The 14,430-nt window shown below is 69.0% G+C and carries 13 protein-coding genes and 1 pseudogene; 9 read left to right on the top strand and 5 right to left on the bottom strand.

The window, feature by feature from the left end; all coding sequences use genetic code 11:
- Nucleotide 1: 1 nt before the first annotated feature.
- Nucleotides 2–1,231, bottom strand: coding sequence for a serine protease (locus M8C17_RS18015; protein ID WP_252417657.1), 1,230 nt, complete (start codon nucleotides 1,229–1,231; stop codon nucleotides 2–4).
- Nucleotides 1,232–1,445: 214 nt separating this feature from the next.
- Nucleotides 1,446–3,293 (bottom strand): glycoside hydrolase family 15 protein, encoded by a 1,848-nt coding sequence (locus M8C17_RS18010; RefSeq protein WP_252417656.1) that lies wholly within the window; start codon nucleotides 3,291–3,293, stop codon nucleotides 1,446–1,448.
- A gap of 168 nt (nucleotides 3,294–3,461) precedes the next feature.
- Here M8C17_RS18010 and M8C17_RS18005 point away from each other — a divergent pair, with 168 nt between their 5' ends.
- The 3 genes from M8C17_RS18005 (at nucleotide 3,462) to M8C17_RS17995 (ending at nucleotide 6,513) form a co-directional block, all read left to right on the top strand.
- Nucleotides 3,462–3,896, top strand: coding sequence for a glutaredoxin domain-containing protein (locus M8C17_RS18005; protein ID WP_252417655.1), 435 nt, complete (start codon nucleotides 3,462–3,464; stop codon nucleotides 3,894–3,896).
- Nucleotides 3,897–4,060: 164 nt separating this feature from the next.
- Nucleotides 4,061–5,500 (top strand): APC family permease, encoded by a 1,440-nt coding sequence (locus tag M8C17_RS18000; RefSeq protein ID WP_252417654.1) that lies wholly within the window; start codon nucleotides 4,061–4,063, stop codon nucleotides 5,498–5,500.
- A complete protein-coding gene (locus M8C17_RS17995; protein ID WP_252417653.1) occupies nucleotides 5,497–6,513 on the top strand; it encodes an acetamidase/formamidase family protein in 1,017 nt (338 codons plus the stop codon). The genes M8C17_RS18000 and M8C17_RS17995 overlap by 4 nt, the downstream gene beginning before the upstream one ends.
- Nucleotide 6,514: 1 nt before the next feature.
- On the opposite strand, the gene M8C17_RS17990 is transcribed toward M8C17_RS17995, so the two are convergent.
- Nucleotides 6,515–7,012, bottom strand: a complete 498-nt coding sequence (locus M8C17_RS17990; protein ID WP_252417652.1) for a DUF1877 family protein — start codon at nucleotides 7,010–7,012, stop codon at nucleotides 6,515–6,517.
- Nucleotides 7,013–7,134: 122 nt separating this feature from the next.
- Between M8C17_RS17990 and M8C17_RS17985 the strand changes: the two genes are divergently transcribed.
- The 4 genes from M8C17_RS17985 to M8C17_RS17970 all read left to right on the top strand — a co-directional run bounded on the left by M8C17_RS17985 (nucleotide 7,135) and on the right by M8C17_RS17970 (nucleotide 11,351).
- Entirely contained in the window at nucleotides 7,135–7,500 is a 366-nt protein-coding gene (locus M8C17_RS17985; protein WP_252417651.1) for a DNA polymerase ligase N-terminal domain-containing protein, read from the top strand.
- A gap of 498 nt (nucleotides 7,501–7,998) precedes the next feature.
- Complete coding sequence (locus M8C17_RS17980; RefSeq protein ID WP_252417650.1) at nucleotides 7,999–8,709, top strand: hypothetical protein; 711 nt, start codon at nucleotides 7,999–8,001, stop codon at nucleotides 8,707–8,709.
- Between the two features lie 571 nt (nucleotides 8,710–9,280).
- A complete protein-coding gene (locus M8C17_RS17975; RefSeq protein ID WP_252417649.1) occupies nucleotides 9,281–9,994 on the top strand; it encodes an alpha/beta fold hydrolase in 714 nt (237 codons plus the stop codon).
- Between the two features lie 151 nt (nucleotides 9,995–10,145).
- A complete protein-coding gene (locus M8C17_RS17970) occupies nucleotides 10,146–11,351 on the top strand; it encodes a MalY/PatB family protein (RefSeq protein WP_252417648.1) in 1,206 nt (401 codons plus the stop codon).
- Between the two features lie 62 nt (nucleotides 11,352–11,413).
- Here the strand turns inward: M8C17_RS17970 and M8C17_RS17965 are convergent, their stop codons facing one another.
- Entirely contained in the window at nucleotides 11,414–11,644 is a 231-nt protein-coding gene (locus tag M8C17_RS17965; protein ID WP_252417647.1) for a hypothetical protein, read from the bottom strand.
- A gap of 287 nt (nucleotides 11,645–11,931) precedes the next feature.
- Nucleotides 11,932–12,333 (bottom strand): annotated as a pseudogene (locus M8C17_RS17960) (multiprotein-bridging factor 1 family protein); the annotation flags it as partial.
- A 403-nt stretch (nucleotides 12,334–12,736) separates the two neighbouring features.
- Here M8C17_RS17960 and M8C17_RS17955 point away from each other — a divergent pair.
- Together M8C17_RS17955 and M8C17_RS17950 are read left to right on the top strand one after the other, a co-directional pair.
- Entirely contained in the window at nucleotides 12,737–13,555 is an 819-nt protein-coding gene (locus M8C17_RS17955) for an ABC transporter substrate-binding protein (protein WP_252417646.1), read from the top strand.
- A gap of 79 nt (nucleotides 13,556–13,634) precedes the next feature.
- Nucleotides 13,635–14,429 (top strand): amino acid ABC transporter permease, encoded by a 795-nt coding sequence (locus tag M8C17_RS17950; RefSeq protein ID WP_252417645.1) that lies wholly within the window; start codon nucleotides 13,635–13,637, stop codon nucleotides 14,427–14,429.
- The last annotated feature ends 1 nt before the right edge of the window (nucleotide 14,430 follow it).

Raw genomic sequence — 14,430 nt, 5'->3', positions numbered from 1 at the left:
CTCAGCCGTTGTCGATCAGGCTGGCGATCTCGTTGTAGATCAGGTGCGCCTTCGCGCCCTGGTTGGACGGGCAACCGCCCAGGTGGTGCAGGGCGATCACACGGTGGCTGGCGTTCAGCACCGGCGAACCCGAGTTGCCGCCGGAGGTGTCGCAGCTGTAGCTGATGTTCCAGGTGTTGTAGTTCGCGTTCCGGACGGTGCAGGTCGCGCCGTTCTGGGTGTCCTCGTAGATCGACAGGCGCTTCGGGCTGCCGTCGCCGTGCCCGGGGACGTACATCCGGGTGCCGTTGCTGGTGGCGGTGGTCGCCAGGTACAGCGTGCCGAATCCCTGGATGGAGGCGAAGTTGTTGACCGAGAACAGGGCGTAGTCCAGCTCGCCGGAGCCGCCGCTGCTCACCTTGTAGAGGGTCGCGCCGCTGACCTTGGTACCGGCACCGGGGTTCCCGCCGCCGCAGGTGGCGCACTGGTAGTTGAACTGCATCTCGCTGCCGCTGACGGCGGACTGCGTGGAGAAGCAGTGCTTGTTCGTCAGCATCCGGTTGGTGTTGCCGACCCGCCAGGTGGTGCACATTCCACCGCCGCTGATCAGCAGCCGCGCAACCGCCCTGCCGCGGGCGTACTCGGTGGGGTGGCTGTTCTGGTAGCAGACCACGTCCCGTCTGGCGTCGGTGCTGCACACGGACTGGATGGAGAAGTTGTGCTGGGTGACCTCCGTGCGGTCGTATCCGCGCCAGAACCGGTCGATGGTGGCCGCGCTGCCACGTGCGGGGCGGCTGCTGTGCAGCGTCACCACGGCGGTGTCACCCTCCACCGACATGGCCCAGAAACCCGGCTGTCCGTCGGTGGTGTAGTCCGAACCGGTCGCCCGGTTCAGGTGGCGGTCGTACCGGTAGCTCTCCTTGCCGTCGCGGCTCGACACCGTGACGTAGTCGCCCTGGCCCAGACGCAGCGAGCTGAAGTGGACCTTGACGTAGGTGGCACCGGGGTGCTGAATGATCTGAGTCCTGCCGTCACTGGCGTAGGACAGCGAGCTGTCGACGGTGCGGAGTTCACCGACCGTGGTCACACCCTCGGCCGAGAATTGGTTCGATTCCGGTGCCCGCTCGGATTGCGGGGCGAGAGGCTGAGCCGAGTACGCCTCGGCGGCGGGTACCGACAGCAGGCTCAGCCCGAGTGTGCAGGCAGCGAGCGCGACCGCCCCCGTTCGTAGGCGGCGCAGGGCATGTTTCATCTGTCGCTCCTCCCCAGGAACCAGCACCGATACGTGCTTCAGCCTTCATACCGGAGATCGCTCATCACATGCAAGCTCATCAATGTGATAGCTATCTGCCGCGTCGCTGCCCACGCCTCACTTCCATGGGATGCGCCCCGATGTGTGGCAAATGAGCTGCCTGCTCGCCGGCCCGGTCCGATCCAGGTCGCAACCGTCCCGGGCTGAGGCCGCTCTACCGGCGGCGCCGGGCGTCGGCCTCGGCGTCGAGCAGGTCGTTCAGTGCCAGTGCCGAGTTGATCAGGGAGAGGTGACTGAACGCCTGCGGGTAGTTGCCGATCTGCTCCCCGGTCGAGGCGATCTCCTCGGCGTACAGGCCGAGGTGGTTGCTGAAGGTGAACATCTTCTCGAAGGTGAGCCGGGCGTCGTCCAGCCGACCGGAGCGGGCCAGCGCCTCGACGTACCAGAACGTGCACATGTTGAAGGTGCCCTCGTGCCCGGGAAGACCGTCGGGGGAGTGGACCGGGTCGTACCGGTGGACCAGGCTGTCGGAGACCAGCTCGCGCTCGATCGCCTTCAGGGTGGACTGCCAGAGGGGGTCGCTCGGCGTCACGAAGCCGACCGCCGGCATGGCGAGCAGGGCTGCGTCCAGCACGTTCTCGTCGTACGCCTGCACGAAGCTGCCGCGTGCGTGGTGGTATCCGCGGGCCATGACCTGGTTGTAGATCCTGTTGCGTTGCTCCGACCAGCAGGTGAGGTCGCCGGGGCGGCCGGTGCGGGTGGCGAGGCGGATGGCCCGGTCCAGCGCGACCCAGGACATCACCCGGCCGAAGGTGTAGTTGCGGGGGTGGTGGCGGCTCTCCCAGATGCCGGCGTCGGGCTGGTCCCAGTGCTGGCAGAGCCAGTCCACGAGTCGGACGGTGCTCTTCCACACCTGGTGCGAGACGCGGATGCCCTGTTCGTCGGCGAGATGCATGGCGTACAGGGCCTCGCCGTGGATGTCGAGTTGGAGCTGGTCGGCGGCGCCGTTGCCGATCCGCACCGGTCGGGAGCCCCGGTAGCCCTCCAGGTGGTCGAGAATCTCCTCGTGCAGGTCGGAGGAGCCGTCCACCCGATACATGATCTTCAGCGGGTCCTGGTGGTCACCGGCCTCGCGGATCCGCTCGTCCAGCCAGTCCATGTATCGGCTGACCTCCTCGGTGAAGCCGAGGCCGAGCAGCGCGTGCACCGAGAACGACGTGTCGCGTACCCAGGTGTAGCGGTAGTCCCAGTTGCGGGTGCCGCCGACCAGTTCGGGCAGCGCGGCGGTGGGGGCGGCGATCATCGCGCCGGTCGGCGCGTACGTCATGAGCTTCAGCGTGATGGCCGAGCGCTCGACCATCTCCCGCCACCGCCCGGTGTATCGGGAACGCTCGACCCAGCGTCGCCAGTAGTCCCGGGTCCACTCGAACATCCCCTGGACCTCTCCCGGCGGGATGACCCGTGGCTCCGTGCCAACCGTCTCCAGGACCACCCCGCCGGTGTCGCCCTCGTTCAGCGTGCCGTACGCGACGAGGTCGCCGTCCTCCAGGCGGACGTCGCCTCCCTGCGACATGAGCTGCCGCACCGGGTCGACCGGGTTGAAGGTCAGCGCCGCTGACCGGCTGCGGAAGACGTACCCGTTACGGTGGCGCTCCAGTTGGTGCTCATCCCGGGCGTAGTTGAACCGGGGCCGGCACTCGACCCGGAACCGCATGCTGCCCCGGACCATGTTGACCATGCGGACCAGGCGGTGCGAGTCAGTGGCCCGTTCGCCGGTGACCGGCATGAAGTCCATCACCTCGGCGACGCCGTCCGCGCTGATGAACCGGGTGATCAGGATCGGAGTGCCCGGCAGGTAGAGCTGCTTGGTGACGTACCGGACGTCGTGCGGGGCGATGCGGAAGTAGCCACCCCGCTCGCGGTCCAGCAGCGCGGCGAAGATGCTCGGCGAGTCGAAGCGCGGCGCGCAGAACCAGTCGATCGTTCCGTCGCACGTCACCAGCGCGGCGGTCTGCAGGTCACCGATGAGCCCGTGATCCTCGATCGCCGGATAGCTCTCCACGTCGCCTCCCGGTCTCGACAGCCTCCTGCGCAGTAACCTAAGGGAGGAATTGTCAAGTTTTGGCCGATTCATGGTGCGCCACCCTCTCGCGCCCTGGCGCGCCCCGGCCAGCCCAGAGGGTGCGGGCCGATGATGCGGGAGACCGCCCGCGCCCGGTAAGGTCCCCGCGTGCTGCGGCGGTGGACCCTGACGATCCTGATGGCGGCGTGCGGCGTGCTGGTCTTCGTGGCGCAACTGGCTGCCGGTCTGCCCGTCGTCGGCAGCGTCGAGTTGCTGATCTTCTTGGCGCTGGCACTGCTGCTGTCGCCGTGGGCCTTCCCCCGCTCGGTGGACGCCGCCGAGGCGCAGCGGGCCAGCGCGGCCGACGGCCGGCCGATCGTGTACTGGCGCCCCGGCTGTCGTTACTGCCTCCAGCTCCGGTTCTCCCTTGGCCGGCTCGCCCGGCGGGCGCACTGGGTGGACATCTGGCACGACCCGGCGGGTGCTGCCGCCGTCCGGGCGGTAGCCGGTGGCAACGAGACCGTGCCCACCGTCGTGCTCGGCGGTCAGGCTGTCGTGAACCCCGACCGGGCCTGGCTTCGCGAGCAGCTCCGCTCGTCCTGAGCACGCACGTCACCCGGCGAGCACCGACGGACGGCGCCGCCTGTACCCGGAGCTCGACTTTCCTGGGTCGCGAATTCGCGATGTTCTCAATCCAGGCACGCAGACCTAGCTGATCGTCGATGTCTGGACTAACGTGCGGCCTCACCAGATCAAGGAGGCGTGCCGTGACTCAACCTCCCGACCCGTCCGAGACAGTCGCCCAGGTCGAACGGTTCGGCTACCGGCAGGAACTGACCCGGACCCTCAGCTTCACCGATCTGCTCATCTACGGACTGATCTTCATGGTGCCGATCGCCCCCTTCGGCATCTTCGGCAGCGTGTACGCCGGCTCCGGCGGCATGGTCGCGCTGGCCTACATCATCGGCATGGTGGCGATGATGTTCACCGCCCTGTCGTACGCGCAGATGGTCCGCGCGTTCCCCATGGCCGGCTCCGTCTACAGCTACGCCGGTCGCGGCATCGCACCCCCCGTCGGCTTCCTCGCCGGCTGGGTGATCCTGCTCGACTACGTCCTCGTGCCCGGTCTGCTCTACCTGGTGGCCAGCGTGGCCATGCACTCCCTCGTGCCCGGCGTGCCGGTGTGGGCGTGGCTGGCGGCCTTCGTCGTGCTCAACACCGTCGTCAACTACTTCGGCATCCGGATGACCGCCCGGGTCAACCGGGTGATGCTCGCCGCCGAGCTGGTCATCCTCGTGATCTTCCTGGTCGTCGGCGTGATCGCGCTGGCGCAGGGCAAGGGTGCGGGCTTCTCGCTCCGGCCACTGTTCGACGCGGACACCTTCTCCTGGCCGCTGGTCTTCGGCGCGGTGTCGATCGCGGTGCTCTCCTTCCTCGGCTTCGACGGGATCTCCATGCTGGCCGAGGAGAGCCGCGAGGAGGCCCGGCAGATCGGCCGGGCGATGGTCGCGGCGCTGCTGCTGGCCGGTGCCCTGTTCGTCGTGCAGACGTGGGTCGCGGCCCTGCTGGTGCCGGACGCGCCCGACCTGCTCGACAACGGCGACCCCGAGGGAACCGCGTTCTACGACGCGGCCCGGGCGGCCGGCGGGGGCTGGCTGGCCGGGCTGACCGCCCTGGCCACCGCGATCGCCTGGGGCTTCGCCAACTCCCTGGTCGCGCAGGCCGCGACCTCCCGACTGCTGTACGCGATGGCCCGCGACCGGCAGATGCCGCGCTTCCTCGCCCGGATCAACCCGAAACACAAGGTGCCGGCCCACGCCACCCTGCTGGTCGCCGCGATCTCCCTGGCGCTCGGCCTCTACATGGCAAGCCGGGACGACGGCATCTCGCTGCTGTCCACACTGGTCAACTTCGGTGCCATGACGGCTTTCCTCGCGCTGCACGTCTCCGTCGTGACCCACTACGTCGTGCGCAACGGCAGCCGGGACTGGTTGCGACACCTGGTGGTGCCGGTGATCGGGTTCCTGATCCTGCTCTACGTCGTGATCAACGCCAGGGTCGCCGCCCAGGTGCTCGGCTTCGTCTGGCTGGGCGTCGGGCTGCTGGTCCTGCTGGCCTTCTACCTGACGGGCCGGCGTCCCGAGCTGCCCGCCCTCGTCGACGTCGCCCACGACAGCACCGAGCAGCCAGTGAAGGAGCCGCAGTGAACACGGACGTGGTGAAGTACCGGCCGGAGCCGGACGAACTCTCCTACACCTTCGGCGGGCGCGAGGCGGTGCTCCGGGTGCGACCGGGCACGATCCTCGAGCTGTACACCGAGGACTGCTTCGGCGGCCGCGTCCGGAGCACCGACGACCTGCCGTCGCAGGTCTGCCAGTTCCCGTACCTCAACCCGGTGACCGGGCCGATCCACGTCGAGGGAGCCGAGCCCGGGGACACCCTCGCCGTGCACTTCATCTCCATCGAGCCGGCCCGGGACTGGGCCGTGTCCACCACCTTCCCGCACTTCGGCGCGCTCACCGGCACCCACACCACGGCGACCCTGCAACCCCCACTCGACGAGGTGGTCTGGCGGTACGACGTCGATGTCGCCGCGGGCACGGCGACGTACCGGGCACGCCGGGGCGACTACACGGTGGCGCTGCCCCTGGATCCGATGCACGGCACCGCGGGGGTCGCACCCGGTGCTTTCGAGGCGCGGATGACGATCACCCCGGACGCGCACGGCGGCAACATGGACACCCCGGAGCTGCGGGCCGGAGTCACCGCGTACTTCGGCGTGAACGTGTCGGGAGCGCTCTTCGCACTCGGTGACGGGCACTGCCGGCAGGGTCATGGCGAGGTGTGCGGCACCGGCATCGAGGCGGCCATGAACACCACGGTCGTGGTGGACGTCGTCAAGGGGGTCGGCACCCCGTGGCCGCGGCTGGAGTCAGACGACGCACTGATGTCCACCGGCTCGGCCCGCCCACTGGAGGACGCCTACCGGATCAGCCAGCACGACCTGGTCACCTGGACCGCCGAGCTGGTCGGGCTGGACCAGCTCGACGCGTACCAGCTGGTCAGCCAGGCCGGTGAGGCTCCGGTCGGCAACGTGTGCGACCCGAACTACACGATGGTGGCGAAGGTGGACAAGCGCTATCTGGGCGGGGTCGGCGGGTACGAGGGGGTGCACGCCCGGCTGCGTGAGACGGCCCGCCACTATCTGACCCACCGCTGACCTAATACCAGAAGGCCTTGACCACGGCGTCTCCCGCTCGCGCCGCCCGCTGGTAGAAGGCACGCAGGGCGTTGTGATGACCGAGGTAGATGTTCCTGGCCGCGTTCTCGTCCTCCCATCCGGTGTACGGCGCGGAGAGGCTCCTTTCTGCGATGCGCCAGCGGTCGTCGAAGGAAAGGGTCCGGAGGAAGTCGGCGGTCCTCCGAACTTCAGCCGGGTCGAGGATGACGATCGGTGGTTCGTCTACAGCCGGGCTGTGTAGGTGACGCCCACCGAAGATCGGCAGGTTGTTGGCTGTGTTCGTGCCGTCGCCGTCGTCCACGGCCATGGTGTAGAGCTCGTGGACGTGGCCGAAGACCTTGTCAATGGAATCGGCGATGCCAGCCGCGTACTCCTCCTGGTGCGCACTCCAGGCGGCAGACATGAAGGCAAGCAGCGACGGGAAGTCCTCTGGGACCTGGTTGGTGGCGGTGGCCCGCAGGTGCATGTGGAAGCTCACCGAACTGCTACTCCTTGTCCTGCCGACCGTGCGAACCCGCGAGTACGAGCGTCGGCCTTGGTGGTGAATCGAGGGCCGATCATGGCGCGGAATGTGCCCCGTCGCCTTCTGCGGCGTCGACAATGGTAAGAGTGCCCCCCGCCTTCGTCCTGCACCACCACCGCAAACCACGTCCGCATTTCGACCTGCGGCTCGAGGAGGGTGGTGTGCTGCGCTCGTGGGCGGTGCCTCGCGGCCTGCCGGACAGTCCCAGCGACAACCGGCTCGCGATCGCCGTGCCCGACCACCACCTCGATCACCTCACCTACGAGGACGCCGACAAGTCGATCGCCGACATCGGCACGTGGGAGGAGCACGACCGCACCGAACGCCGGATGCTGTTCACGTTGCACGGCCGCACCGGCCGCCGGCGATACGCGCTCATCCGCACCGGCGAGGGGTGGCTGCTCCACCTGACGAAAGAGCAGCCTCCGGACGAGCGCAGATAGCAGTTCCCGAGGTCCGTCCGTCCCCGTGAGCGACGTGCCGGGCCAGGCTTGACCTCCTGTGCGACAGCTGCGTTACACGACGGGGATCTCCACCGGACGCGGCAACCGACTTGAGGGTACGGATTCCGCCAATGCGCGATGGCCTACCGTGGGGCTCGGTCAGGCCTCGGCCTTGCCGCCGGGGCTTGCTGGCGTGATCGCAGGTGGGACGGGGCTGAGGGACGTGTGGGTTCCGGTTGGGTCGAAGGACCTGGTCCGAAGATTGTCGGAAGGAATGCTGCAGTGACCGACGGGCGCCTCGGCAGGATGCTCGACCTGGGTGCGCGGAGATGGTGGCGTCTGGTCGGCCGTCGAGTGGACCTGGACGGCGACCAGCGCTGGTTGAATGCGCCTACCTGTGGTTCCGGGCCTGTTGGGGCTTCCTGGCTAGCGGCTGAGGCGCAGCGGATCGGCGGTTCCGTCCGCGAGGATGTCGCGGACGGCGGATTGTTGCCCTCCATGTCGGTTCTCGACGGCACAGGGTTTCAAGCTGCCGGCCTCGACCGGACGGTCCGTCACTTTTACGAGCACACCGCGTGCTGGCGGATGGAGGTCTGGGCGCAGTGGTCGGCACTGTTCCAGCCGGGCGGCGAGTTGGTCAGTCGACTCTTCGGCCGCCGGGTCCAGCAGCTCGCCCTGCCTACCCGGCCGCTCGACGTCGCCCACGGCATGGACTCGCGCGTCGTGCACCTCGTCGACGCCAACGGCAAGCAGCACGCCGCCGGCTGGCTGCGGACCCTGTCCGCCACGGGCGAGTACGTCTACAGCGGCTGCTACTCGGCCCGACTGCTGCCCCGCTCCGACCAGCCCAGCGTGCACGTGGCGTTCCCGCTGGAGTCCGGCAATGTACAGGTCTTCCTGCGTCCCAGCGTCCAGCCCGACGGTTCGTTGGTGCTGTCCTCGTCTCCCGGCCCCTTTGGCGGCGACGGCGCCTACGTCGTGGTCCGGGATGGCAACGGCGGAGCCCACGCCGCCCGCGTCCCTATCCACGAGCGTTTCCACGTCTACCTGGACCACCGCGGCGTGTTGCGCACCGACCATGAGTTGTGGCTCTACCGCGCGCTCGTGCTGCGCCTGCACTACCGGCTGGAGCCGGTCGGTCAGCTCATGAGTCGGCGGCGGCTCGGGCCTGACGTGCCCGCCGGCGACGGCCGTAGGCTTCCGTCATGAGGCGCAGCCTGACTGAGATCGCCGCCGAAGTGGGCCGGCTATTCCCCGCTGCTCGCCGAGTCGGTTCGTCGAAAGCCGACCCCACTGACCCTGTGGATGGCCAACCGCCTCCAGAACGCCTGCCCGTCCAACTCGCGCAGATGGCTTGAACTGCTGAGACTGGCGGCTGACCATCCGGCGGCATCGGCCGATGCCCGGGCAGAGGCCCTGGATTTCCTCGGACATCAAGCCACAGGCTCGTAGGACCGACGATATCCCGCCGGTCACGCCCGTCTAGAGCGAGAGCAATAACGGGACACGACGTCGGCGACGGCCGGCCGTCCAGTCCCACCACCGGTATCAGGACACGCTTGTCGGTTGATCTAGGAAGTGCGGGTCTTCCTGCTGCGTCATTCGTAGCCGCTGGCCCTGACGAGGGCTTCGGCGAAGGCCTTCCAGGTGGGTTGGTCGGGGAGGGCTTCACCGTGGTTGGGCGTAGAGGCTCTGACGTTTCACCCTCGCGTGACGGGTATTCACGCGTGCCGGCGCGGCCGGCGGCTGAACAGTGTCACGGAGCAAGGGAGTGCGTGTCATGTCCGATTCGCAGCCCACCATCGTCCTCGTGCACGGCGCGTTCGCCGAGTCGGCGAGCTGGAACGGTGTGATCGAGCGGCTGGGCGCCGCGTACAACGTGGTGGCCGCCGCCAACCCGCTGCGGAGCGTCGCAGGCGACGCCTCCTACGTGCGGGACGTGATGCGCGGGATCGGCGGCCCGGTCATCCTCGTCGGTCATTCGTACGGCGGCATGGTGATCACCCAGGCCGCGGCTGACGAATCGTCGGTGCGGGCACTCGTGTACGTCAACGCCCTCTGCCCGGACACCGGCGAGTCGGCGCTGTCACTGTCGGCGAAATTCCCCGGCAGCACGCTCGCCGACACGCTGGTGCAGTACCCGGTGTCGACCGGTGGCAACGAGGTGGCGATCGGCCAGGACGCCTACCACACGCAGTTCGCCGCGGACGTGCCGGCCGACCTTGCCGCGCTCATGGCGCGGACCCAGCGACCGATCACCGAACAGGCACTGAACGACGGACTCTCCGGCGACCCCGCGTGGCGATTGCTGCCCAGCTGGTTCGTGTTCGGGGACGCCGACAACAACATCCCGGTCGCCGCGCACCGGTTCATGGCCGAGCGGGCCGACCCGCGGGGCCAGCGCGAGGTCGCTGGCGGCTCGCACGCGATGGCGGTGTCCCGGCCGAGCGAGGTCGCTGAGACGATCATCGAGGCGGTCCGGGGCGTGAGCTGACGTTCCGGGCGAACACTCCATCACTGAGCGCACGTACCAGCAGGCCAATCGGGGCCGGTGCGGCAGCCGTGATCTCGACCGGCTGTCGAGGTCCACCCGGGCGGAGACCTGGGTCGGCGTGGGCCGGGATGGACCGGAATAGGCTTCAGCCATGAGTGGTGTGCTCAGTGGTGCCCGGAGCGCGGTGAACCCCCTTCGCCAGCTCACGATCGACCAGCTTCGGCAACGGACGAGCCTCAAGTGGCGGGAGTACCCCGAGGACGTACTGCCGCTCTGGGTGGCGGAGATGGACGTGCCGTTGGCCGAGCCGGTCGCGCGGGCGATCACCGACGCCGTCGCGCGCGGCGACACCGGCTACACCGCCGGTACGGCGTACCCGCAGGCGCTGGCGGAGTTCGCCCGGCGGCGGTGGGGTTGGGACGGGCTGGCCGTGGAGCGCACCGCGTTGGTGCCCGACGTGATGCACGGCGTCGTCGAGGCGCTGCGGCTGGTCACCGAGCCGGGGGACGCGGTGGTCGTCAACTGCCCGGTCTACCCGCCGTTCTACGAGTTCGTGGCGCACGCCGGCCGCCGGATCCTCGAGGCGCCGCTCGGCGAGGACCTGCGGATCGACCTCGGCACACTGGAGGACGCGTTCCGGCGGGCTCGGGCCGGTGGGCGGCCAGCGGCGTACCTGCTGTGCAGCCCGCACAACCCGACCGGCGTCATACACACCGCCGACGAATTGGCCGCCGTCGCCAGCCTGGCCGAGCGGCACGGGGTCCGGGTGGTGGCCGACGAGATCCATGCTCCGGTGGTGGCCGGCGGAGCGCGGTTCGTGCCGTACCTCTCGGTGCCCGGCGCGGAGAACGGCCTGTCGCTGATGTCCGCCTCGAAGGGGTGGAACCTGGCCGGCCTGCGCGGTGCGCTCCTCATCGCCGGCCCGGCCGCGGCCGGGGACCTCGCCCGTGTTCCGTTCGAGGCCAGCGTCAGCACCAGCCACCTCGGCGTGATCGCCCACACCGCCGCCTTCCGGGACGGCGGCGAGTGGCTCGACGCCGTGTTGACCGGCCTGGACGACAACCGTCGGCTCCTCGCCGCGCTGCTCGCCGAGCACCTGCCAGCCGTCCGTTACCGTCCCGGTCAGGCCACGTATCTCGCCTGGCTCGACTGCCGCGCCCTGGACCTCGGCGACGACCCCGCCACCGTGTTCCTCGACCGCGGTCGGGTGGCGCTCAACTCCGGCTCGGCCTTCGGCACCGGCGGCGACGGCCACGTCCGGCTGAACCTGGCCACCGCACCGGAGCTGATCACCGAGGCGGTACGCCGAATGGCCACCGCCGTCGCCGGGTCGGCGAAGCCCCTGTTGCCGAAGTGACCACGGCCGTCGTGTCGGCGGTGCCCACCGCTGTCACTGACCGGCTGCGGGTGTCGACGGCCTCAGCGGGCGGCTGTCACCGACCGGTTGGCCCCGGCGCCCTCGCCCGCGGGCGACGCGAACGTGGTCCCCGCACCGAAGGCGCCTTCCTGCAACCCAAGGCTTCCGCTGTCCGCGTGGTCGCCGGCCGTACGCCGCTTGGCCCTGATGACCGCCCCCGCGAACGCCGCCGCGGTCACCACCATCGCCGCCGCCTGCCACATCTGCCGTCTCCTGTTCGGCCGACGCCTCATGCCGATCGCCTCCTCGTTCTCGTGGTCACTCGTGGTCTTTATCGTCTGGAACCGGAGCGGTGGCGAGGGAGTAATCGGCCGGATTGACACGATCGTGCTCGGCGGCGGCAGGGCTCTCCGGGCCGGGGTCCCAGCCGGTCCGTTCCGCTGGGCGGAAGGCGGCAGGACCGCACGGTGGCAACGCTCGCGGGTTACCGACGCGACCCTCTCGCCCGTGGAACGGAAGGAGGGGCGTCACCGGCGCCGGCGGTGCCCGGCGGCGTCGACGACACGGTCGCCTCGACCGGGACGTCCCGTCGGGCGAGGTGGCGCAGGAGACCTCGGATGTGATGCTTGTCCGCCGGCGAGACCGTGTCGTCGAGCAACCGTTGGCGGATGGCGCCCAGGTCGGCGTCGACCTCCGTCAGTGTCCGGGGGTCGGGCGGGACGGCGGTGGCGTTCGGCATCGCCAGCGGGCGGATCGCGGCTGCGATGGGGAGCCCCAGGGTGGTGCACAGGCTGCGTACCTTGGCCAGCTCGGGGTATTGCTGCCAGTCGCCGGCGAGCCAGCGGAACAGCGTCGAGCGGCTGACGCCGGTGTGTCGCGCGATGTCGCCGACGCTCCAACCGCGCTCCTTACGGGCGTCGGTGACCGCCTGGCGGACGAACCGCGCGAAAGCCTGTTGGGGCGTTGGGGGACTGGTGTCCATCCTCAGACGTGTCTTCCCTCGGTCTGGTGGTGCCTCGGCCTGCGGCGCTCGATGGTCAGATCTGATCACCCATCCCGGTGTTCCGACGGCGTGGACGTGGTGCCGACGTGATCGTCTCCCAGCTTTCGGCGTCGCGCTCGGTTGGCCGGCGAGGATCCCTACTCGTTCGAGACCCGTCGGTTACTCAACTGCCTCGCTGGAGAGGGGTGGTCCCGCCGCCGCCGCTGGCTGTCTGGTTGCTGGCCGGATGTCGGGTTTGCTGGCCGTGATCGTGGCGCTCGGGCCCGATGAGGCGACGTGATCTGGGTGCAGCCGGTGGATTCAGGTACCGTCGCCTGTCACACCGTCTTTGCACCAACCTGGCTGCCCGTCGCAGGGGGAGCCGAACCGGAGGGACACAGCCGTGAGGTTCCGTAGCGCAGTCCGCAAGGCCGGCCTCGTCGTGGCGATCGCCGCCCTGGCGGCGAGTGCGGGATGTGCCAAGAAGGATGACAGCGAGGTCCAGGCGAGCGGGGTCAAGCTGGTCCAGGCGGGCAAGCTGACCGTCTGCACCCACCTGCCCTACCCGCCGTTCCAGTCCAAGGACGCCAGCGGCAAGGTCACCGGGTTCGACGTCGAGGTGATGGACCTGGTCGCCAAGGAGTTGGGCGTCGAGCAGACGATCGTCGACACCCCGTTCGAGGGCATCAAGTCGGGTCAGGATCTGAACACCGGCAAGTGCGACGCGGCCGCTGCCGGCATGACGATCACCGAGGAACGGCAGAAGGTGATGAACTTCTCCGACCCGTACTTCGACGCGACCCAGGCGATGTTGGTCAAGACCGGCAAGCCGTACAAGGCCCTCGACGACCTCCGGGGCAAGAAGCTCGGCGTCCAGGCGGCCACGACCGGGCGTGACTACGCCCGGAAGTTCGAGAAGGAGAAGGGCCTGCAGCTCGTCGAGTTCGAGGATCTCGCCGCCCTGCAGCAGGCCGTCTCCAACGGCCAGGTCGAGGCGGGCATCAACGACCTGCCGGTCTGGACCGAGTACCTCAAGAAGAACCCGGGCGGGTTCGAGGTGGCTGCCGAGTTCGACACCGGCGAGCAGTACGGGTTCTCGGTGAAGAAGGACGGCAACCCGGAGCTGCTCAAGAAGATCAACGAGGTGCTGGCCAAGGCCAAGCAGGACGGCTCGTACGACGCGATCTACGAGAAGTGGATCGGCAAGCGGCCCAGCGCGTGATCGAAGCTCATGGCAGGAGGGCGCGCGGCTCGCGCGCCCTCCTCGTAGGTAACTCCCGGGAAGGCAAGGAGCGACGACAGTGAAGCTGCGGCGCCGCCAGCGAGAGCGGCTGTCCCTCTGGCTCCAGTACCTGGCCTTCATCGCCATCATCGCCGTGGTGTTCCTCGCCGCGGACTGGGGCAGGTTGAAGGACGCCTTCTTCCGCGTCGACATCATCGAGTCGATGTTCCCGACGATCATCACCGTCGCGCTGCGCAACACGGTGCTCTACACGCTGGGCGCGTTCGCCTTCGGTCTCGTGTTCGGCACCATCCTCGCGCTGATGCGGCTGTCCCGGGTGGCTCCGTATCGCTGGGTGGCCACGGCGTACATCGAGCTGTTCCGGGGTCTGCCGGCGCTGCTGGTGCTCTTCCTCGTCGGGTACGGCATTCCCATCGCCTTCCCCGAGCGGGAGATCCCGGGCGGCGTCTTCGGTTCGATCGCGATCGGTCTCGGGTTGACCGCCGCCGCGTACATGGCCGAGACCATCCGGGCCGGCATCCAGGCCGTGCCGAAGGGGCAGATGGAGGCGGCGCGCACCCTCGGCATGTCGCACTTCACGGCCATGCGCACGATCGTCATCCCGCAGGCGTTCCGGATCGTGATCCCGCCGCTGACGAACGAACTCATCCTGCTCACCAAGGATTCGTCGCTGGCGTACGTGCTGGGTGTGACGGCGCAGACCATCGAGGTCACCAAGTTCGGCCGGGACATGCTGAACGACCGGGTGAACGCCACCCCGCTGCTGGTGGCCGGCCTCGCGTACCTGATCATCACCCTGCCCCTGTCCCAGGTGGTACGACGCCTCGAACTCCGATACGCCAAGGCTCGGTGAC

The sequence above is a fragment of the Micromonospora sp. RHAY321 genome, assembly GCF_023896955.1.
Taxonomy (GTDB): Bacteria; Actinomycetota; Actinomycetes; order Mycobacteriales; family Micromonosporaceae; genus Micromonospora.
Note: the sequence above shows the minus strand (reverse complement) of the source record. Positions and strands in the feature narration are given on the sequence as shown.